Raw genomic sequence first — 19,195 nt, 5'->3', positions numbered from 1 at the left:
AAGAAAAAGCCCCGCCGAAGCGGGGCTTTTGTATCTCCATGCTCGACGAGCTTAGGCCAGCACGGGCTTGCCGTAGAGCCATTCCCAGATGTCGAACTTCGTCTGCGAAGCCTTGGTCATAAAACCCCCGTTGTACGGCGATCGGCAAAAACCGTCCGATCACGGGCGTTTTATCATTACCGGCTGTGGTTAACAAGCTGGTAACCATTAGACGATGGTCACAGGTTCCTTTTCGCTTTCCCGCTGCGGTAACTGTTCCATCAGCGCAGGCAATTTCATTGGCTTTCCAGTGTAGTAACCCTGAACGTAGTCGCACTGCATCAGCCGCAGTTCGTTCAGAACCACGCCATTCTCGACACCTTCGGCCACGGTTTTGCGACCAAGCGAGTGGGCGAGCTGGATGGTGGAGTGCACCATGATTCGGTCGCTCTGCGACTTCTCCAGCATCGACACGAAGCTGCGGTCGATCTTGATCTCGTCGGCGGGGATCCGCTTCAGATAGTCGAGGGTCGAGAAGCCCGTGCCGTAATCGTCGATCGACAGCCGCACGCCTGAAGCGCTCAGGGCCTCCAGCGTTTCGACGATACCGTCCTGGCTGGCCATCGCGGTGGTCTCGGTGATCTCGAGGATCAGGTGATGTGGCGCCAGCTTGTGACGGGCGAGCGTGCTGGAGACCATTGCGAGCAAAGCGGGCGAGTCCAGCAGCCGGGCCGACAGGTTCACCGCGATGCTGAAATCCGTGTGGCCGGCACGGTGGATCGAGGCGGTCGCGCCCACCGCGCTATCGAGGATGTGCGCGGTTAGATTCTCGATGCGGCCCGAGCGTTCGGCGGCGGGGATGAACTGGCTCGGCGGCACCTCGCCCTTTTCGGGATGGCTCCACCGCGCCAGCGCCTCGGCGCCGATGATGCGACCGCTCGCCATCTCGATCTTGGGCTGGTAGGCGACCCAGATCTCGTCGCGCTCCACCGCCTGGTCGAGCCGGGCGAGCAGCGACATCTTCCATTCGGCATCCTCGAGCTCGGCCGGATCGTAGGTCATCCAGCGGCGGCCCTCGGCCGCGGCGCGATCGGCGGCGACCACCGCGCTCGATACGCGCTGCACCAGCGACCGGCTCGTGTCGGTATCGAGACCGAAGGTGACGGACAGGTCGATCAGGCGTCCCGCCACCACGACGGGGCTGCGGAAGAGGCCGTGCAGCGCCATCAACTGTTCGCCGACCAGCTCGTCGTTCGCAGTGTCGGCCAGCCAGATGAACAGGCCGTCGTCCGCCTGATAGATGGTGTCGCCGCCGGCGCCGACGGTCAGGCGGTTGACGATCTGCTCGGCGAGTTCCTTCTCGCAATCGGCGGGCAGCGAGGTGGTGACCTCGGCATAGTTGAGGATCCGCGCGACGACCACCGTCGGCACGAGGCGAGGTGCGCTTTCGCGCAGCGCGTTCAGGTTGGGCTGGCCGGATACGGCGTTGACGAGGCCCTTGTCGCGCAACGACTGGCGGATGTTGAACCACAGACGCGTCAGGGACGCCGCGGCGAGCAACGCCAGAGCCGGCATGATCTGGAAGTAGATCTGGGCGCGGTCGGCGCCGAGCGGGCCGACGAGGAACAGCAGGATGGCTGTGCCAAGCACCACGCGCGCGATGATGCGCTGGCGGACGAACAGATAGATGGCCGCCAAGGCCGCGGCGAGCAAGACGGGCAGGAACCATCCGGCATCGACCGGCGGCCCTTCGCGCAGGCTCTCGATCGCCGCGGCATGGACGTAGACCATCGGCAGCTGGCCAAAGCCCGGCGCCCCGTAGCGTAGCGTGTTGACCGTCTCACCGATCAGCACATCCTTTCCGGCGAAGCGGGCAGCGTTCCAGCGATCATTGAGAATGTCGGCGGCGCTGACCGTCGGCAGCGCATGCAGATCGACGCCATAATCGATCGGGAAGCCCTGGCCTGCAGCACCGGTGCGGCCGGCTACCGCGCTTGCCATCGAAGGCACGGCATGTCCGGCCATGTCGACCGAATAGGGCGAATCATACACCATCCCGTCCCAGTGCAGGATCAGGTTGGTGCAGGCGATGTCCGCGAGGCGCATCAACCGCGCGGGAGGAAGCTCCACGCCATTTCGGCCCGTCATATTGTCGGTGCTGATCCGCACGGGGAGCACGACCTTGCCCTTCGCCTTGCCGAGCGCTTCCTCGAACTTCGCGTCGCCCGCCGGGCTGTCGTCACCCCAGGCGAGCGTGTCGATCCCGATCCGCCGAGCACCGGCGGCATCGAGGCGCCGAATCAGTTCGGCGTAACGCTGGCGCGGCCAGGGACTCGCGCCGTAGGCATTGATGCTCTGATCGTCGATCGCGACAATCGCGACCTGCCCGCTTGGCGGGTGGCTGCGCAGCTTGGCGCGGGTGATGCTGGCGAATAATTCCAGCGGTCCCAATATGTTGATGACGCCGCACAGCAAGGCGATACAGATCGCCGCTGCCAGAATCCGCAGATTCAGGCGATGGCCCGGAGATCGGCCCAGAGGCAGAGGCAGACGCATGGTTTTTCAGGCGTCAACCTCACACAATCACCTTATCAAATGGCAAACGCCGGCCCTTCGCGGGCAAAATTTAGCCTTTGGTCGAAGATGGCGGACCGTGCCCCAGCGGTCTCGCCATGGCGGTGCGCGATGTGAAGAGGATGATTGACCCGCCCGGCATGACAAGGCATGGGGGCAGCAGCGCGGGTATAGCTCAATGGTAGAGCACTAGCCTTCCAAGCTTGTGATGCGGGTTCGATCCCCGCTACCCGCTCCACTTCCCGATATTTGCGTATTCGCCGATGCTATTCGGCGACATCTTCAAATATTTAGTGATAAAAATCTTTGGGAACGCCTCGATAACCGCAGTCGCGCCGCTGATCGATTAACCTAGATCGCGCGATATTGTCGGTGTTATCGCGCTGCCATCGAGCCGAAGATGGTAAAAGCGTCGTTCAGCGACGCAAATTCTCGCTGAGCGACATCTCGCTGATCGCCTCGAAGCGGCCGAGCGTGCAGCGCGTCGTCACCGGATCGCCGCCGACCCCGAACGCGCCGTCATGATCGAGCAGTTCGAGCGTGTCGCCCTGGCAGAGCCTGTCCGGGTCGGCCGACTTGAAGCGCAGCTTCGACACGTTGTTGACATGGCCCAGCCCGTCGCACGGGGCGGGGAGGTAATTGCGATACGCCTTGCTGCCGCCAACATGAAGGATCAGCAGGCTGTCGGTCTCCGCCGTTTCGTCGCGGATGCCGTGCCGGCTGATGCACTGCTTCGCACTATGGGGTGCATCATTGTGCCGCGCCGTCGCAGGCAACGTGCCGAGGAGGGCGAGGGCGGCGCAGCCGGTGGCGATCACGATCCTGGTCATCCGTCGCTCCTCGTGCCCCATCGTTACAGTTTGATGTCAGGCAGGCGCCGGCGCGTAGCGCGCGCGGCCATGATAGCTGCTCCATACCGGGAGCAGCATGAACAGCGCCAGCGCCGCATTGCCGAGCACGTAGGCGCCGCCCGCACCGTTCAGGCCGAACAGGTGGCAGGCGGCGGCCAGCGCGCCCAGATAAAGCGCCGTCGCCGCGATTTCCGCCGCCAGCGCCGCGCGCTGGCGTCCGACCATGTAGAGCAGCGACTGCAGCGGGAATGTCGCCATCGAGATCATCAGCGCGAACATCATCAGGCTGAGCAGGCCGTAGGCGGCGAGGTACTTCTTGCCGAACAGCCCGACGAAAGGCTTGCCGCCGAAGAAGATCAGCAGGACGACGAGCAGCCCGATCCCGCCCGCGATCGCGCCGGTGCGCAGCGCCAGCTTCCACGGATGCTTGCTCGACGGATCGAGCCGCATGATCTCGGGATAGAAGCCCTTGGTCAGCAGGTCGGCGGGCTTGCCGGCGGAATCGAGCAGGGTGGTGGCGATCTTGTAGAGGCCGGCGGCGACGGGGCCGAGGATGCCGCCGACGATCAGATTGCTGATCGGGCCCCAGCAGGCCGAGAGCGAAGTGGAGATGTTGGTCGTCCACACGAAGCTCCACGCATCCGGCAGACGGCGCGCGGTGCCGAGCAGGCCGGGGCGCAGCCCGTCGAGCATGTCGCGCCGGCGCAGCTCGCCGACGGTCAGCCACCACAGGATCAGATCGCCGCAGATGTCCGCCACGTACCAGGCCACCACGAAGCCGGGAAAGCCGAACCCGCCCGCCCAGGCCAGCGCGGCGCCGCCGGCGCGCAGCAGCGGCGTCGCCATCTGCTGCTTGGCGAGGATGTCGAACCGGTCGAGCAGGCGCATCACGCCGGTCGGCGTCGCCGCCGACATGGTGGGGACGAGCGTGCAATAGAGCATGGCGAGGGCGAGATGGTCGCGGTCTATACCGAAATCGGGCGCCAGGAAGGGGAGGGCGACCATCGCTGCCGCCATGCCCACCAGCCCGCTCGAAAGATCCAGCCCGAAGGCCAGGCGGATCGCATCCTTCGCGGTCGCCGTGTCGCCGCGCGTCAAAGCGGGGGCGCCATAGCGCACGATCAGCTGCCAGCTCTGAAACTTGGTGATCGCACCCGCGCCCAGCGCATAGGCATGGACCAGCATCAAGATGCCGAACGTCACCGGATCGAGTGCGTGGCCGGCGGCGATCAGCGCGATCAGGCCGAGGCCGGCGCCGAGCAGCTTGGTCGATCCCAGATAGCCGGCGTTGCGCAGCACCGCGCGGAACACGCCATCCTTGAACCAGTGCTTCATGATTCGCTGTCGGTCTCGCCCACGCGCCGGAATATGTGGCGATCCTGTCGGCGCTTTTTAACCCGCTGGCAAGGTTCGGCGTCGGTTGGTCGTGCGACGAACGGGGGCGTTAACGGTTCGCCGCAGCGCCGCATCGGCCCGTCGTGAACCGCACGGCCGTAAACTTCCTTAACAGAAGATGGCCGGTAGACCCGGATCGGCAAAAGGGATTCGGGGCCTGTAAGCATGTTCAAACGCACCAAGATCGCGCTGTGTTCCGTGGCGCTGGCGATGGCTTCGGTCGTCGCGTCGCCCGCGGATGCGGCGGGTTCCTTCTGGCAGTGCGCCCCGTTCGCCCGAATGTTCTCCGGCATCCAGCTCTTCGGCGCCGCCGCCTCGTGGTGGAACCAGGCGGTCGGCAAGTATAGCCGTGGCGAAACCCCGAAGGAGGGCGCGGTGCTCGTCTTCAAGTCGATCGGTTCGATGCGCTCGGGCCATGTCGCCACCGTCAGCCAGGTCGTCTCGGATCGCGTCATCAAGGTGACCCACGCCAACTGGTCGACCCCCGGCAAGGTCGAGAACGACGTCGAGGTGATGGACGTGTCGGCCAAGAATGACTGGAGCAAGGTGCGCGTCTGGTTCAAGAGCCTCGGCGGCCTCGGCACCAGCAGCTACCCGGTCTACGGCTTCATCTACAACGGCAAGGCCGCGAAGGGGGCTTCGGTCACCGCCGATGCCGGTTCGTCCGCCGATGCGATCGTCAAGGCCGCCGCCGACGCCAAGGCCGCGCGCGCCAAGTCGCCGCTCGCCGCTCTGGTTGGCTGACTTTCTCTTTTCTTCTTCACCGCTTGCTTACGGCTGATCGGCTAGGCAGCCTGTCCTGAACAGGGACAGTGATCGCCATGGACGACAGCAACGCCTCACCGAAATGCCCGCGATCGGCGGTGTCGTCGGCCGTCGGCATCGTGGGGCTTGCCGGCCTCGCCCTCTTCTATCTTGCCGTTCGTGTCTGGCATTTCGACGCGCCGTGGGTGCCGCTCGCCGGACTTGCCGCGTGCGCGCTGCCGATGATCGGCTGGTCGCTGCTGGTCGATCGCGTCCATCGCAATCCCACAACCGGCATCGACTGGACGGGTGAGCCGCGAAGCTGGCGCGACGCTTTCGACACCGGTCTCGTCAAGCTCGCCGGCCTGTGGGCGACCTGGGGGCTGATCGCCTGCTTCTATGCGCTGGGCCGCTGGTATTGGGACGGCGGCTATCTCTATGCGATGCAGGTGCTGTCCGGCGTGCTGGTTCCGCTGGCGGTGTTCTCCATCCCCTATGTGATCTGGCTCGATCGCCGGCTGATCGACCGGCAGGACGGCGCCTGGGCGTTCGGCCACTGGCTGATGACCTTCGGGCGCGATTTCGATCCCGCGCTGAAGCCCAGGCTTGCCGAACATGCGCGCAGCTGGGCGATCAAGGGCTTCTTCACCGCCTTCATGTTCTCGACGCTGCCCGGCAACTGGAGCGCGGCCGTCCACATCTATCCCGAACAGATGTGGGAAGATCCCATGAAGCTCGCCGAGGCGACGGTGGCGCTGATGTTCCTGGTGGACGTCAGCATCGGCACGGTTGGCTACATCCTGACCTTCCGGCCGCTCGACGCGCATATCCGTTCGGGCAATCCATTCATGCAGGGCTGGGTGGCGGCCTTGATCTGCTACCCGCCCTTCATCCTGATGAACGGCGGCGGGCCGCTCGATTACGGGCAGGGGCAACTGGGCTGGGAGGCCGCCTTCTCCGATCATCCGCTGCTGCTGCCGCTCTGGGCTTTCGCGCTGATGGGGCTGACCGGCTGCTACGCCTGGGCGACGGTGGCGTTCGGCATCCGCTTTTCCAACCTCACCTATCGCGGGGTGCTGACCAACGGGCCGTACCGGTTCACCAAGCACCCGGCCTATCTGTCCAAGAACCTCTATTGGTGGATGGCCTCGCTGCCGATGCTGACGACCACCGGCTGGTGGGGCGACGCGGCGCGCAACACGGTTATCCTCGGCCTGATCAGCGGCGTCTATTACTGGCGAGCGCGGACGGAGGAGCGCCACCTGCTGCGCGAGGACCCGGCCTATGCCGCCTACGCCGGCTGGATGGCCGAGCATGGCGCGATCACCAGGTGGTTCGTGAAGGTTGCGCGGCTGGCCAAGGCGCCGGCCGGCGCGGCGGTGGTGGCGCCGGCGGAGTAACCGCCGCTCAATGGGCGGCGGTGGACGGCCCCGGCAGGCGACATTCGGGACGGAATCGTCCCCAGCACGGCACGCCGAAGGACAGGCGCGTCGCGTAACGGGCATAGGGCAGTTCGTCGTTTCGATAGGCGGCCGCCTCGTTCGGATCGTTGCGCACGGCGCGGCCCGCGAACAGGCGCCAGACCGCGATCGCGCGCTCGCCATGATCGTCGGGCACCTGGTGGAACCGGTTGACGTTGGCCATGCTGCCTTGGTCGTCAGTGATCGTCGCGGGTGAGAAATAGGCGCTCTGCCAAGGGCGATTGGTCGCGCCCCTGAACATCAGCATTCGCGCGGGAACATTGTCGGCGACCGGCGTGGGGATCGGCCGCAGGCATGTCGGCAGCAGGAAGAGGGCAAACATCACGATGGCGCGCCCGGCGCCGCGCCAGGATCGGAACTCCCGAAGCCACAGCCAGCATCCCACCGCGAAAAGCGGAAACAGCCACTTGAAATAATGTGCATTGCCGAACGACCAGAGGCCCGGCGGCTGAAGATCGGTATAGGCGATGAACGTCGCGCAATAGGGAATGGCGAGCAGCGCGATCAGAGACAGTGCAGTGCGCGCCTGAGGTTTCCCATGGATCAGGGTGATCGCCAGTCCGGCGCACCCCGGAAGGATCCACGGCATGGCCTCCACCAGCGAGGGGCTGTCGGGAAACCAGGGTGCGGCCGAGACCACGATCACGTAGGTTTTCCAGGGCAGGTCACTGAACGCGAAACCCTGCTGCGCCGCGTCGCGCATATAGTCGGTCAGATGAGGGCCGTAGATTGCGAGGTAGAGCAGCCCATAAGGTATGCACAGGGCGAGGCCGCCTGCGCAGACCCAGCCGAGGCCGCCGATCCTCAGCCTGTGCTGGCGAAGCAGCATGATCGCGGCGAAGGTGACGGCCAGCACCGCCAGCAGGCCATCCGTAGGTCTGGCGATAGGCAGCGCCGCCGCCGTGGCGCCCAGCAGCAGCATGGTCCGCATTGTCGGTGGGGCGCGGTCCGGCGGAGTGTCGACGATCGACAGAACCTGTTCGATCAGGCCCCAGATCAGGGGAGCGGAGAGACTCGTCGTCCAGGGAACGGTCCAAAGGCCGGCGATCTTGCGGATCGCCATGTCGCCAAGCAGCAGCAGGATGGTCGCGGTGAGGGCGTTCATGCCCAGCCTGCGCATCACCTTCACGAAAATCAGCGCGGTGGCGATGAAGAGCGCGAGGTTGGGAAGGAAGAAGGGTTCGTTCGGCAGGATCCGGGCGAACGGGGCCGCCACGATCGGATAAGCGAGCGGATACCAGTGCTGCGACGCCGACAGGTCAGCGTGGGACAAGGCCCGTGCCGAAGTGACGTACCATCCCTGATCGAACCACTGCGCCCAGGCCGGCGGGTTCGCGATGTCTAGCCCATATCTCAGGGCGTATCGGATCACCCAGGCCAGACCAGCGGCGGCGGCTATGGCGACCAGCGCCCAGCTTTGCCCGATTTCCCGATGTTTCGATGGTTTGTCGGACGTGCGCGCGTGCATGTCGACCCTGTGCCGGGCGATGTGGGGCGCGGCAATCGGCAATAACCTTCATTGCCAAATGGTAAGATTAAGGTGCGCTATACGGATAATGGCGGTCGTAAAGATGAAATCAGAACCGACCGAAACCTCTTCGATCGACAATCATGAGCGGACTTTTCGCTGCCGGGTGCGAATTGCCGGATGCGGCATTGGGTGCGTGCCCGTGTCAGCGAATGTGAGGACGGCGCGTCAGTACGCCATCTCGTCATACACCCGCGAAATATCGCCGCCCCACGCGCCGTTGTAGCGATCGAGCAGGTCCTGCGCCGGCACCTTGCCGCTCGCCACGATCTCGTGGAGCGGTTGAAGGAAGCCGGTTTCATCGTCGCCGGACGCGTTGAAGCGCTGGCGGGCGGCAAGGCCCTTGTGCGCGATCTCCAGCACCAGCTTGCCGAGTTCGCGGAAAGACCGGCCGCGCGGACCCTTGGTGTCGAGCGCCAGCGTCGGCACCTGCTCGCGGATGCGGTGATGGTCCTCGACCGTCCAGTGCTTCACCAGATCCCACGCCGCATCGAGCGCCTGATCGTCGTAGAGCAGGCCGACCCAGAAGGCGGGCAGCGCGCAGATCTTGTTCCACGGGCCGCCGTCGGCACCGCGCATCTCGAGGAAGGACTTCAGCCGCACCTCGGGGAAGGCGGTGGAGAGGTGGTCGTTCCAGTCGGCCTTGGTCGGCTTTTCGCCGGGCAGGACGGACAGTTCACCCCTCAGGAAATCGCGGAAGGAAAGCCCCGCCGCATCGACATAGCCGCCCTCGCGGAAGGCGAAATACATCGGCACATCAAGCATGTAGTCGGCATAGCGCTCGTAGCCGAAGCCGTCCTCGAACACGAAGGGCAGCATTCCCGTGCGCTTCGGATCGGTGTCGGTCCAGATGTGCGAGCGGTAGGAGAGGTAGCCGTTGGGCTTGCCTTCCTTGAACGGCGAGTTGGCGAACAGCGCCGTCGCGAGCGGCTGGAGGGCCAGCGAGACGCGGAACTTCTTCACCATGTCCGCCTCGCTGGAATAGTCCAGGTTGGTCTGGATGGTGCAGGTGCGCAGCATCATGTCGAGGCCCAGCGTGCCGACGCGCGGCATATGGTCCAGCATGATCTTGTAGCGGCCCTTGGGCATGATCGGCAGCTCGGCGCGCGTCTTGTCCGGCCAGAAACCGAGGCCGAGGAAACCGATGCCGAGCTTGTCGCCGATCTCCTTCACCTGGGCGAGATGGCGGCCGGTCTCGGCGCAGGTCTCGTGCAGGTTGTCGAGCGGGGCGCCTGACAGCTCGAACTGGCCGGCGGGTTCGAGACTGATGCCGCCGTCCTTGCCGGTGAGGCCGATCACGTTCTCGCCCTCGATGATCGGCGTCCAGCCGAACTTGGTGAGGCCGATCATCAGCGCGTGGATGCCGCCCGGCTCCTCGTAGGAGGGCGCGCGCTTCGTATCCTTCCAGAACACGAACTTCTCGTGCTCGGTGCCGATGCGCCAGTTTTCCTTGGGCTTCTCGCCCTTCTGGAAGACGGCGAGCAGATCGTCGCGCGATTCGATGACCGGATCGGCGGCGGTGGAGGCGGTGCGGGTCGACATCGCCGCGCCCTAGCGGTTACCGATCGGTATGGAAAGCGGGAATCAGCGCCAGTCCCCGGCGTGGCTCATCCACACCGCCGCCGCCGCCAGCGCCGCCGTCTCGGCGCGCAGGATGCGGGGGCCGAGCGAGATGCCGCGCGCCTGGGGGAGCGCGCGGATCGCCTCGCGTTCGGCGGGATCGAAGCCGCCTTCGGGGCCGATGAGGATCGCGGCGGGGCCAGGGGTGGGGCGGAACGGCTCGCCGCCGGTCTCGTCGGCGAAATAGAGCGTGCGGTCGGCGGGCCAGTCCCTGAGCACCTTGTCCAGCTTCGCCGGTTCTTCGAGCGCGGGGAGCGCGGTGCGGCCGCATTGTTCGGCCGCCTCGATCGTGTGCGCGCGCAGGCGATCGAGGTTGAGCTTGTCCACCACCGCGCGCCGCGTCAGCACCGGCACGAGGCGATCGACACCGAGCTCGCAGGCCTTCTCGGCCATCCAGTCGATCCGCTGGCGTTTGATCGGGGCGGCGACCAGCCAGAGGTCCGGCACCGGCTCGCGTGGCGTCATGTGCGTCACCATGCGCAGCCGCGCGTCGCGTTTGCCGGCCGAGCAGAGTTCGGCCGCCCACTCCCCCGTTTGGTCGTCGAAGCAGCGCACCGCTTCGCCCGCCTTCAGCCGCATCACGTTGAGCAGGTAATTGGCCTGCGTGGAATCGAGCACGACCTCGGCGCCTTCGGAGAGGGGGTGGTCGACGAACAGGCGCGGGGCGCTTTCGGGCGGCCAGGCGGGGGTGGCGGTCATGGCCCGTCCTTAGCGCGTCCTGTGTCGTCCCGCGATGGGGCGATGCGCGGGGGCGCTCGCTTTCCGTTAATCCCGCCATGGCATAGACCGGCCTCATGCAGCGCCTTACCTCCTTCATCATGCGCCACAAGGTCGGGCTGGCGATCGCGGTCGGTGTCGCCGCGCTGGCGCCCGCCGTCGTGCGCATCGCGGACATCGGCGGTGGCGTGGCCGATGCGCAGCCGGCGGCGGTGCATTCTGCGCCGAAGCCCGTGGCTAAGCCGGTGAAGGTCGCCGCGCAGTCGCCGATCAGGGCCGACGCCGGCTATGCCGTGAAGCGCGTGCTCGACGTGCCCGAGCCGATGAAGATCGGCGACTATGTGTGGAACGAGGACGGCGCGCCCAAGACCGGCCGCATCGTCATCACCGTCGATCTGGCGGCGGGCGTGATGTCGGTGTTTCGCGACGGTTACGAGATAGGGGCTGCGGCGATCATGTACGGGGCGGACGACCACCCGACCCCGCTCGGCGTGTTCGCCATCTCGCAGAAGGATGCGACGCACGTCTCCAACCTCTACGACGCGCCGATGCCCTATATGATGCGGCTGACCAACGATGGGGTCACCATCCACGGATCGCACATGCGCCGCGATGGCGCGACCCACGGCTGCGTCGCGGTTCCGGTGGAGTTCGCGAAGCTCGCCTTCGGGCAGGCGAAGCTGGGCGACACGGTGATCGTGACGAAGGGCGAGACGCTCGACGTGGGCGAGGCGATCAAGGCCGCCGGCTGAGCCGTAGTCACGCGCCGCCGTTCGCGGTAGGGGCGGGGCATGACGGCGATCCCTTCCGACACGGCGGTTCCCGATACCGAGACACGCGGCCTGCTGCGGCTGCTGCCCGCCAGCGCGCGGCCTTATGCTTTGCTCGCCCGCTTCGACCGGCCGATCGGCGGCTGGCTGCTGTTCTGGCCGGGCTGCTGGGCGATCCTGCTGGCGGGTGCGCCGGGCCTCGATGCGGTGCGGCTGATCGCTTTGTTCGGCATCGGCGCGGTCGCGATGCGCGGGGCGGGCTGCGTCTATAACGACATCGTCGATCGCGACCTCGATGCCCGCGTGGCGCGCACGCGGGATCGTCCGCTGGCGAGCGGGCGGGTGAGCCTCAAGGGCGCCTGGGCGTTCCTGATCGCGCTCTGCCTGATCGGCTTCGCGGTGCTGGTCGCGCTCAACTGGCCGGCGCGCTGGATCAGCATGGCGAGCCTCGCGCCCGTCGCCTGCTATCCTTTCATGAAGCGGATCACCTGGTGGCCGCAGGCGTGGCTGGGCATCGTTTTCTCGTGGGCGGCGCTGGTCGGCTGGGCGGCGGTAGCGGGGCATGTCGCACCGGCCGGGTTGCTGCTTTATGCCGGATCGATCCTGTGGGTGGTCGGCTACGATACGATCTACGCGCTGCAGGATATCGAGGATGACGTGCTGGCCGGCGTGAAGTCCTCGGCGCGCGCGATGGGGCGGCATGTGCGGCCCGGCGTAGCCGCCTGCTATGTCGGCGCGCTGCTGCTGTGGGGCGTCGCCTACTGGCTCCGGCGGCCCGATCCGCTTGCGGTGCTGGCGCTGCTGCCGATGGCGCTGCACCTCGGCTGGCAGGTGTGGACCCTCGATCCGGCCGAGCCGCACGGCGCACTTCACCGCTTCCGGTCCAACCGCACTGCAGGCCTGCTGATGGCGATGGCGGCGCTCGCGGTGGGCAGCGCGGGCTAGACGGCGGTGGGCGGGCTTCCTAAGTGCGATCCATGCTGACCGTCGCCGAAGCCCAGACCCGCGTCCACGATCTCGTCGCGCTCGCGAAGCGGGCCGGGGCCGATGCCGCCGACACGCTCTATGTCTGCAACGAGTCGACCTCGGTCTCGGTGCGGCTCGGCGCGCTGGAGGATGTCGAGCGATCGGAGGGCGAGACGATCGGCCTCAGGCTCTTCGTCGGCCGCCGATCGGCCAGCGTCTCCTCGTCGGATCTGTCGAAGGACGCGCTCGCTACGCTGGTGGACCGCGCCGTCGCGATGGCCAAGGAGGCGCCGGAGGATGCCTATGCCGGCCTCGCGCCGGAGGATCGGCTGCTGCGCGGCGATGCCCCGTCGGTCGATGGCGATGACGGCGCCACCGTCTCCCCCGAGGCGCTGAGGGCGCGCGCGCTGGAGGCGGAGAACGCCTCGCGCGCCGTCGCGGGCGTCACCAACAGCGAGGGCGCGTCGGCCAGCCACGGCCGCACGATCATCGCGCTCGCGACCAGCCACGGCTTCGCGGGCGGCTACGCGACCAGCGGCCACGGCTGCTCGGCCAGCGTGATCGCCGGCGAGGGCGCCAACATGCAGCGCGATTACGCGCACCGATCGGCCCGCCACCTTGAGGATCTCGAAGCCGCCGAGGCGATCGGCCGCCGTGCCGGCGAACGCACCGTCGCGCGGCTCAACCCGGCAAAGCTCTCGTCGGGCGCGATGCCGATCCTCTTCGATCCGCGCGTGGGATCGAGCCTGCTCGGCCATCTGGCGGGCGCGATCACCGGCTCCTCGATCGCCCGCAAGACGAGCTTCCTGCTCGACGCGCTGGAGACCGAGGTGTTCGGCAAGGGCATCACCATCGTCGACGACCCGCATCGCGTGCGCGGTCTCGGCTCCAAGCCGTTCGACGGCGAGGGGCTGCCGACCGCGCGGCGCGAACTGGTTGCGGACGGCGTGCTGACTGGCTGGCTGCTCGACAGCGCGTCCGCCCGCCAGCTTGGTCTGCAACCCACCGGCAACGCCCAGCGCGGCATCGGCGGGCCGCCTGGGGTGGGCACCTCCAACTTCTATATGGAAGCGGGCGCGCTCTCGCCGGCCGAGCTGATGAAGGACGTGAAGCGCGGCCTCTACGTCACAGAGCTGATCGGGCAGGGCGTGAACCCGGTGACCGGCGATTATTCGCGCGGCGCCGCTGGTTTTCTGATCGAGGACGGGGAAATCGGCGCGTCCGTTGCCGAGATCACCATCGCCGGCACCTTGCGCGACATGTTCCGCGCGCTCACCCCGGCGAGCGATCTGGTCTTCGAGCGCGCCACCGATGTTCCCACCATCCGCATCGACGGGATGACGGTCGCCGGTGCCTGATCCGCGCCTGGAGGCGGTCGCGGCGGTCGCCGCAGAGGCGGGCGCGCTGGCGCTCGGCAAGGCGAAGGACGGCTTCCGGCGCTGGGAGAAAGCGGGCGGCGAGCCGGTCTGCGAGATCGATCTCGCGGTCGATCATTTCCTGAAGGGGCGACTGGCGGCCATCGACCCCGAAGCCGGCTGGCTCTCCGAGGAGACCGCCGACGACAAGGCGCGGCTGGGCGCGCGGCGCGTGTGGGTGGTCGATCCGATCGACGGCACGCGCGACTATCTGCGCGGGCGGACCGGCTGGGCGGTCTCGGTCGCGCTGGTCGAGGACGGGCGCCCGATCCTCGGCGTGCTCGATGCCCCGGCACGGGGCGAGGTGTGGACGGCGCAGGCGGGCGAGGGGGCGTGGCGCAACGGCGCGGCCATTCGCGTCGCACCGCGCGATACGATCACTGGCGCGCGCGTGCCGGCCGACCAGTTGCCGCGTCGCGACGCCGATCTCGTCGCCGTGTCCAAGCCCAATTCGATCGCGCTGCGCATCGCGATGGTCGCGGCGGGCGACGCCGACCTGGTGGCGACGCTCCGCTGGGGTCATGAGTGGGATATCGCCGCCGCCGTGCTGATCGCGGCCGAGGCGGGTGCGAGCGTCACCGACGCGCTCGGCGTGCCGATGGCCTTCAACACGGCCAGCGCCGAGGCGTTCGGCGTGCTGGTGACGCCGCCGGGCATTCACGAAGCGGCCATCCGGCGCCTCGCCGCTTACGCCGCCATTGCGGAGCGCGTCGGCGCGCGCTGATCCGGCCGTTTCGGCTTTCGTCAAGCGCAACCGTGACAATTGTGGCGCTTCAGCGGCACCAATCGTCGCGTTTGTCGTTATCCCTTCCATCAAGGATTTCCGATCCATTGCTCCGCTGATCGCGTGATCGGCGGCGTGGGCGGAGTCGTGTCGGGAGGAAAGGGATTCATGATCCGCTCGTCTTCGGCCCTGCTATTTGTGGCCTCATCCCTGCTGGCGATCGCCGCGCCCACCGTAGCGATCGCGCAACCCTCGCAGGTCGTCATCGATCCTGTGACCGACGGCAGCGCGACCGAACTCACCGTCGCCGATGCCGATGCGCTGAAGGCCGGGCAGTATCTCTGGCATCCGGAGCTGGGCGGCGACGGCAAGGTGCAGATGGTGGTCGATCTGATGCGCCAGGTCGCCTTCGTCTATCGCGGCGATACGCTGATCGGCATCACCACCGTATCGACCGGGCGGGACGGCTACGACACGCCGCTCGGCACCTATCCGATCCTGCAGAAGGAGGTGAAGCATCGCTCCAACCTCTACAATTCCGCGCCGATGCCTTACATGCAGCGGCTGACCTGGGACGGCGTGGCGCTCCATGCCGGCGGCGTGCCAGGCTATCGCAGCTCGCACGGCTGCGTGCACCTGCCCGATGCCTTCGCCAAGGCGCTCTATGACGAGACGGCATTGGGCGGCGAGGTGGCGATCACCGAAGGTGGCACGACGATGGCCGACGCGCTGCCGGTCGTGCCGGACACGACGCCCGCCGATCCGAACGCCCCGACGCTGGACGATGGCGAACAGGCGCCCGCCGTGGTGGCGAGCAACGCGCCTTGAACCGTTCTTGAGACGATCGTTCGTCCCGAGCGAGTCGAGCGACGTGAGGCGGGCGTATCGATTACGGCGCGTGTCTCGACTGCGCTCGACACGAACGGATTTCCGGGCTGTGTTGCTCAGCCGCCCGAGCGGCGCTCCAGCGCGTGGGCGCCCTCGTCGACTAGGCTCTTGAGGATATCCGCCAGCGGCTCCTCCTTGGTCACCATGCCCACAGACTGACCGGCCATCACCGAGCCATGCTCGACATCGCCGTCGATCACCGCGCGGCGCAGCGCGCCAGCCCAGTAATGCTCGATCTGCAGCTGCGCCTCCATCATCTCGACCTTGCCCTCGTCGAGCGCCTGGGCGACTTCGCGCTGCTTGGCGGTGAACAGCTCGCCGGCCGCGTTCTTGAGCGCGCGGACGGGGATCACCGGCAGGCGCGGATCGATCTGTACCGAGGCGGTCGCGTCGCGGGCCGAGGCACGGATGAACGCCTTCTTGAAGTTCGGGTGCGCGATGCATTCGGTCGCGCAGACGAAGCGCGTGCCGAGCTGTACGCCGGCCGCGCCCATCTCCAGATAGCCGGCCATCGCTTCGCCACGCCCGATCCCGCCGGCGACGAACACCGGCAGCTCGGCCGCGACGGCCGGCAGGATCTCCTGCGCCAGCACGCTGGTCGAGACCGGGCCGATATGGCCGCCGGCCTCCATCCCCTCGATCACCAGCGCATCGACGCCCGAGCGGATCAGCTTCTTGGCGAAGGCGAGCGTCGGCGGGAAGCAGATCACCTTGGCACCGGAGGCCTTGATCCGCTCGATCGCGCCGCCCGGCGGCAGGCCGCCCGCCAGCACGACATGGCCGACACCGTGCTTCGCGCAGACGTCGATCAGGTCGTTGAGCTGCGGGTGCATGGTGATCAGGTTGACGCCGAACGGCTTGCTGGTGAGCGCCTTGGTCGCCGCGATCTCGGCATCGAGCAGTTCGGGCGACATCGCCCCGCAGGCGATCACGCCGAAGCCGCCGGCGTTCGACATGGCCGAAACCAGGTTGCGTTCGCTCACCCACGACATCGCGCCGGCCATGATGGCCACCTCGCTCCCGAGGAAGTCTGTCCCGCGCTTCATCAGGCGGGCGAGGCGATCGTGGCCGATCGAGGCGGCGGTGGCGTGCGTCATGGTCATCGCGGCCTCATAGATGAAGATGCTCGCTTACCCAATGCCGTCCTGCATCGCCGATCTTCCGGCGAGCCATGTGCGGAGATACCGCCTGAACGGTGCGTCGTACCAGCGCGCGAGAGGCGCCGCGATCAGGACGACGATCGTGGCGGCCAGCGCCAGCCAGAGCGGCCCCGGCATGGGAAGCCTGCGCTGGATCGGATCGATCAGCGCGAGAATGGGGAAATGGAGCGCATAGACGGGATAGGAGAGAAAGGCGCCCGTGCGGATCACGCCCAGCCACTGCGGATCGGGTTCCCGCGCCTGCGTGCCGAGCAGCAGGAGAGGATAGGCGATCAGGACCATGATGCAGCTGTAGGCGCCATCCCACCATGCGCCGGATACGGGCAGGAAGCTCGCAACGAGAAGCGCCGCCGCCGCCCAGAACGGGATGGCGAGCCATCGAACCGCTTCGCGCAATCGGTGGAGCAGCATACCGATGATGAACGGCGTGGCGACCCTCGCCAGTCCCCATGGCAGGTCGTTCCTGTGGTTGCCGACCGCCAGCGTCGAAAAATGGGCAACGACGATGATCGTGATCGCGCCGGCAATGGCGGCGGCCACGGCGAGCGCGCGGGTGGAAAGACGGGCCAGTACGATTGCGAACGCGCCGCTCGCGACCAGCTCGAAAAACAGGGACCAGACCGGCTGGTTGATCGCGAACGGCTCGGCGGAGATCGCGGCCGGCGCCGGCAAGGCCATCGCGTTGATCAGCGCCACGAGAGGAAGGCGAAAATCGAAAACAGAATTGTGGACCGCGCGGATCAGCGGGAGCAGGACGCCGATCGCCGCGCCCGCGAATGTCATCGGATACAGCCGGATCAGTCGAAGCAGCAGGAACCGGCCACGGTGCATGTCCGCGCGCAGCCGTTGCGCATACGCATGATCGAGAACGAAGCCGCTCAGCAGGAAAAAGAAATCGACCGCCAGCCAGGCATGATCGAGAAAGTGACCGCCGGCGACCCACCACCGCCGATGGAACAGAAGGATGGAAAGCGCCGCTACCCCACGAAGTCCATCGAGGGCCAGGAAACGGCGAGCCTCCACCTTCTCACCCCGCGCTATGTCCTGCCGCTTTCGGCACGCGTTCCCCTTACGCCGCATCCTCCGCATCCAGCCCGTAGGCCGTATGCAGCACGCGCACCGCGAGTTCGGTATAGTCCTGGTGGATCAGCACCGAGACCTTGATCTCGGACGTGGTGATCGCCTGGATGTTGATGCCGCGCGCCGCCAGCGCCTCGAACATCGTCGCCGCGACGCCCGCGTGGCTGCGCATCCCCACGCCCACCACCGAGATCTTGCAGACCTCCGTATCGGGGACCAGCTTCTCGTAGCCGATCGTCTCGCGCGCCTTTTCGAGCACGTCGAGCGAGCGGGCCAGTTCGGCGCCGGGTACGGTGAAGGTGACGTCGGTGGAGCCGGTGCCGTGCGCGACGTTCTGCACGATCATGTCGACGTTGATGCTCGCCTCGGCCAGCGGGTTGAAGATCGAGGCCACCGCGCCGGGGCGATCGGGCACCGCGACGAGCGTGATCTTCGCCTCGTTGCGATCATAGGCGATGCCGGTGATGAGCTGCTGTTCCACTTGGCCTTCTCCGATTTCGTCTTCCCCCACCACGAAGGTGCCGGGGGTGGGCTCGGCGTCAGGGTCTCCGAAGGAGGAGAGCACCTGCACGCGCACCTTCTCCTTCATGGCGAGGCCCACCGAGCGGGTCTGGAGCACCTTGGCGCCGACCGACGCCAGCTCCAGCATTTCCTCGTAGGTGATCTTGGGGATCTTGCGCGCGCGGGGCACGATGCGCGGGTCGGTCGTGTAGACGCCGTCGACGTCGGTATAGATGTCGCAGCGATCGGCCTTCATCGCCGCCGCCACCGCCACGGCGCTCGTGTCCGAACCGCCGCGGCCGAGCGTGGTGACGCGGCCGTCCTCGGTCTGCCCCTGGAAGCCGGGGATCACCGCGACCTCGCCGTTGGCGAGGCTGGCGTTGAGTGCTTCCGTGTCGATCGTCGATATGCGGGCCGAAGCGTGCGCGTCGCTGGTGCGGATCGGCAGCTGCCAGCCGAGCCAGCTGCGCGCCGGAACCCCGATCGCCTGCAGCGCGATCGCCAGCAGGCCGCTGGTCACCTGCTCGCCCGCCGCGACGACGACATCATATTCCTTGGTGTCGTAGAGCGGCGAGGCCTCGCGGCAGAAATTGACGAGGCGATCGGTCTCGCCCGACATGGCGGAGACCACCACCGCGACCTGCTCGCCCTTGGCCCACTCGCGTTTCACCTGCCGCGCCACGTTGCGAATACGCTCGATGCCCGCCATCGACGTGCCACCGAACTTCATCACGATACGGGCCATAAGACTGCTCGATTGTTGCGGCAGGAATTGCCTGTGGGAAAGAAAGAGGCGCCCTGT

The 19,195-nt window shown here is 67.0% G+C and carries 16 protein-coding genes and 1 tRNA gene; 8 read left to right on the top strand and 9 right to left on the bottom strand.

All coding sequences use genetic code 11. From position 1 onward, the window contains the following. Positions 1 to 207: 207 nt before the first annotated feature. The gene (locus QGN17_RS12340; protein WP_281044785.1) at positions 208 to 2,535 is read right to left on the bottom strand and encodes an EAL domain-containing protein; all 2,328 of its coding nucleotides are present in this window, start codon (positions 2,533 to 2,535) and stop codon (positions 208 to 210) included. 182 nt (positions 2,536 to 2,717) lie between these two features. Between QGN17_RS12340 and QGN17_RS12335 the strand changes: the two genes are divergently transcribed. After that, positions 2,718 to 2,791 (top strand) — tRNA-Gly (locus QGN17_RS12335). A gap of 178 nt (positions 2,792 to 2,969) precedes the next feature. Here QGN17_RS12335 and QGN17_RS12330 read toward each other — a convergent pair. Together QGN17_RS12330 and QGN17_RS12325 are read right to left on the bottom strand one after the other, a co-directional pair. After that, on the bottom strand, positions 2,970 to 3,383 hold the full coding sequence (locus QGN17_RS12330; protein ID WP_281044784.1) for a hypothetical protein: 414 nt from the start codon (positions 3,381 to 3,383) through the stop codon (positions 2,970 to 2,972). A 36-nt stretch (positions 3,384 to 3,419) separates the two neighbouring features. Then, positions 3,420 to 4,739, bottom strand: coding sequence for a lipopolysaccharide biosynthesis protein (locus QGN17_RS12325; protein WP_281044782.1), 1,320 nt, complete (start codon positions 4,737 to 4,739; stop codon positions 3,420 to 3,422). Between the two features lie 225 nt (positions 4,740 to 4,964). On the opposite strand from QGN17_RS12325, the gene QGN17_RS12320 reads away from it, so the two are divergent. Together QGN17_RS12320 and QGN17_RS12315 are read left to right on the top strand one after the other, a co-directional pair. Next, positions 4,965 to 5,543: a CHAP domain-containing protein gene (locus QGN17_RS12320; protein WP_281044781.1), complete on the top strand. Its 579-nt coding sequence runs from the start codon at positions 4,965 to 4,967 to the stop codon at positions 5,541 to 5,543. Between the two features lie 77 nt (positions 5,544 to 5,620). Then, entirely contained in the window at positions 5,621 to 6,943 is a 1,323-nt protein-coding gene (locus QGN17_RS12315) for a methyltransferase family protein (RefSeq protein ID WP_281044780.1), read from the top strand. 7 nt (positions 6,944 to 6,950) lie between these two features. On the opposite strand, the gene QGN17_RS12310 is transcribed toward QGN17_RS12315, so the two are convergent. The 3 genes from QGN17_RS12310 to QGN17_RS12300 form a co-directional block, all read right to left on the bottom strand. Continuing rightward, positions 6,951 to 8,492: a hypothetical protein gene (locus QGN17_RS12310; protein ID WP_281044779.1), complete on the bottom strand. Its 1,542-nt coding sequence runs from the start codon at positions 8,490 to 8,492 to the stop codon at positions 6,951 to 6,953. A gap of 228 nt (positions 8,493 to 8,720) precedes the next feature. Next, on the bottom strand, positions 8,721 to 10,094 hold the full coding sequence (locus QGN17_RS12305) for a glutamate--cysteine ligase (protein WP_281044778.1): 1,374 nt from the start codon (positions 10,092 to 10,094) through the stop codon (positions 8,721 to 8,723). Positions 10,095 to 10,136: 42 nt separating this feature from the next. Further along, complete coding sequence (locus tag QGN17_RS12300) at positions 10,137 to 10,871, bottom strand: 16S rRNA (uracil(1498)-N(3))-methyltransferase (RefSeq protein WP_281044777.1); 735 nt, start codon at positions 10,869 to 10,871, stop codon at positions 10,137 to 10,139. Positions 10,872 to 10,966: 95 nt separating this feature from the next. Between QGN17_RS12300 and QGN17_RS12295 the strand changes: the two genes are divergently transcribed. From QGN17_RS12295 to QGN17_RS12275, 5 genes are all read left to right on the top strand, one after another. After that, positions 10,967 to 11,641, top strand: coding sequence for a L,D-transpeptidase family protein (locus QGN17_RS12295; RefSeq protein WP_281044776.1), 675 nt, complete (start codon positions 10,967 to 10,969; stop codon positions 11,639 to 11,641). 39 nt (positions 11,642 to 11,680) lie between these two features. Further along, positions 11,681 to 12,604, top strand: a complete 924-nt coding sequence (ubiA, locus tag QGN17_RS12290) for a 4-hydroxybenzoate octaprenyltransferase (protein ID WP_281044775.1) — start codon at positions 11,681 to 11,683, stop codon at positions 12,602 to 12,604. Between the two features lie 32 nt (positions 12,605 to 12,636). Continuing rightward, a complete protein-coding gene (locus tag QGN17_RS12285) occupies positions 12,637 to 13,983 on the top strand; it encodes a TldD/PmbA family protein (protein WP_281044774.1) in 1,347 nt (448 codons plus the stop codon). Continuing rightward, positions 13,976 to 14,764, top strand: a complete 789-nt coding sequence (locus QGN17_RS12280; protein WP_281044773.1) for a 3'(2'),5'-bisphosphate nucleotidase CysQ — start codon at positions 13,976 to 13,978, stop codon at positions 14,762 to 14,764. Before QGN17_RS12285 ends, QGN17_RS12280 begins: the two co-directional genes overlap by 8 nt. A gap of 168 nt (positions 14,765 to 14,932) precedes the next feature. Beyond that, positions 14,933 to 15,592 (top strand): L,D-transpeptidase family protein, encoded by a 660-nt coding sequence (locus QGN17_RS12275; protein ID WP_281044772.1) that lies wholly within the window; start codon positions 14,933 to 14,935, stop codon positions 15,590 to 15,592. A gap of 116 nt (positions 15,593 to 15,708) precedes the next feature. On the opposite strand, the gene QGN17_RS12270 is transcribed toward QGN17_RS12275, so the two are convergent. Genes QGN17_RS12270 through QGN17_RS12260 form a run of 3 tightly spaced genes read right to left on the bottom strand, consistent with a single transcriptional unit; the run spans position 15,709 to position 19,138 of the window. Next, positions 15,709 to 16,755 (bottom strand): NAD(P)H-dependent flavin oxidoreductase, encoded by a 1,047-nt coding sequence (locus QGN17_RS12270; protein ID WP_281044771.1) that lies wholly within the window; start codon positions 16,753 to 16,755, stop codon positions 15,709 to 15,711. 27 nt (positions 16,756 to 16,782) lie between these two features. Continuing rightward, a complete protein-coding gene (locus QGN17_RS12265; RefSeq protein WP_281044770.1) occupies positions 16,783 to 17,835 on the bottom strand; it encodes an acyltransferase family protein in 1,053 nt (350 codons plus the stop codon). A gap of 46 nt (positions 17,836 to 17,881) precedes the next feature. After that, the gene (locus QGN17_RS12260; RefSeq protein WP_281044768.1) at positions 17,882 to 19,138 is read right to left on the bottom strand and encodes an aspartate kinase; all 1,257 of its coding nucleotides are present in this window, start codon (positions 19,136 to 19,138) and stop codon (positions 17,882 to 17,884) included. Positions 19,139 to 19,195: the final 57 nt, after the last annotated feature.

The organism is Sphingomonas oryzagri, assembly GCF_029906645.1.
Lineage (GTDB): Bacteria > Pseudomonadota > Alphaproteobacteria > Sphingomonadales > Sphingomonadaceae > Solisphingomonas > Solisphingomonas oryzagri.
This window is presented reverse-complemented; position numbering and strand designations above follow the sequence as displayed.

Excerpts from the sequence above, each read along its gene's own strand:
- QGN17_RS12340 (WP_281044785.1), bottom strand. The coding sequence starts at position 2,535 with ATGCGTCTGCCTCTGCCTCTGGGCCGATCTCCGGGCCATCGCCTGAAT.
- QGN17_RS12330 (WP_281044784.1), bottom strand. The coding sequence starts at position 3,383 with ATGACCAGGATCGTGATCGCCACCGGCTGCGCCGCCCTCGCCCTCCTC.
- QGN17_RS12325 (WP_281044782.1), bottom strand. The coding sequence starts at position 4,739 with ATGAAGCACTGGTTCAAGGATGGCGTGTTCCGCGCGGTGCTGCGCAAC.
- QGN17_RS12320 (WP_281044781.1), top strand. The coding sequence starts at position 4,965 with ATGTTCAAACGCACCAAGATCGCGCTGTGTTCCGTGGCGCTGGCGATG.
- QGN17_RS12315 (WP_281044780.1), top strand. The coding sequence starts at position 5,621 with ATGGACGACAGCAACGCCTCACCGAAATGCCCGCGATCGGCGGTGTCG.
- QGN17_RS12310 (WP_281044779.1), bottom strand. The coding sequence starts at position 8,492 with ATGCACGCGCGCACGTCCGACAAACCATCGAAACATCGGGAAATCGGG.
- QGN17_RS12305 (WP_281044778.1), bottom strand. The coding sequence starts at position 10,094 with ATGTCGACCCGCACCGCCTCCACCGCCGCCGATCCGGTCATCGAATCG.
- QGN17_RS12300 (WP_281044777.1), bottom strand. The coding sequence starts at position 10,871 with ATGACCGCCACCCCCGCCTGGCCGCCCGAAAGCGCCCCGCGCCTGTTC.
- QGN17_RS12295 (WP_281044776.1), top strand. The coding sequence starts at position 10,967 with ATGCAGCGCCTTACCTCCTTCATCATGCGCCACAAGGTCGGGCTGGCG.
- ubiA (WP_281044775.1), top strand. The coding sequence starts at position 11,681 with ATGACGGCGATCCCTTCCGACACGGCGGTTCCCGATACCGAGACACGC.
- QGN17_RS12285 (WP_281044774.1), top strand. The coding sequence starts at position 12,637 with ATGCTGACCGTCGCCGAAGCCCAGACCCGCGTCCACGATCTCGTCGCG.
- QGN17_RS12275 (WP_281044772.1), top strand. The coding sequence starts at position 14,933 with ATGATCCGCTCGTCTTCGGCCCTGCTATTTGTGGCCTCATCCCTGCTG.
- QGN17_RS12270 (WP_281044771.1), bottom strand. The coding sequence starts at position 16,755 with ATGACCATGACGCACGCCACCGCCGCCTCGATCGGCCACGATCGCCTC.
- QGN17_RS12260 (WP_281044768.1), bottom strand. The coding sequence starts at position 19,138 with ATGGCCCGTATCGTGATGAAGTTCGGTGGCACGTCGATGGCGGGCATC.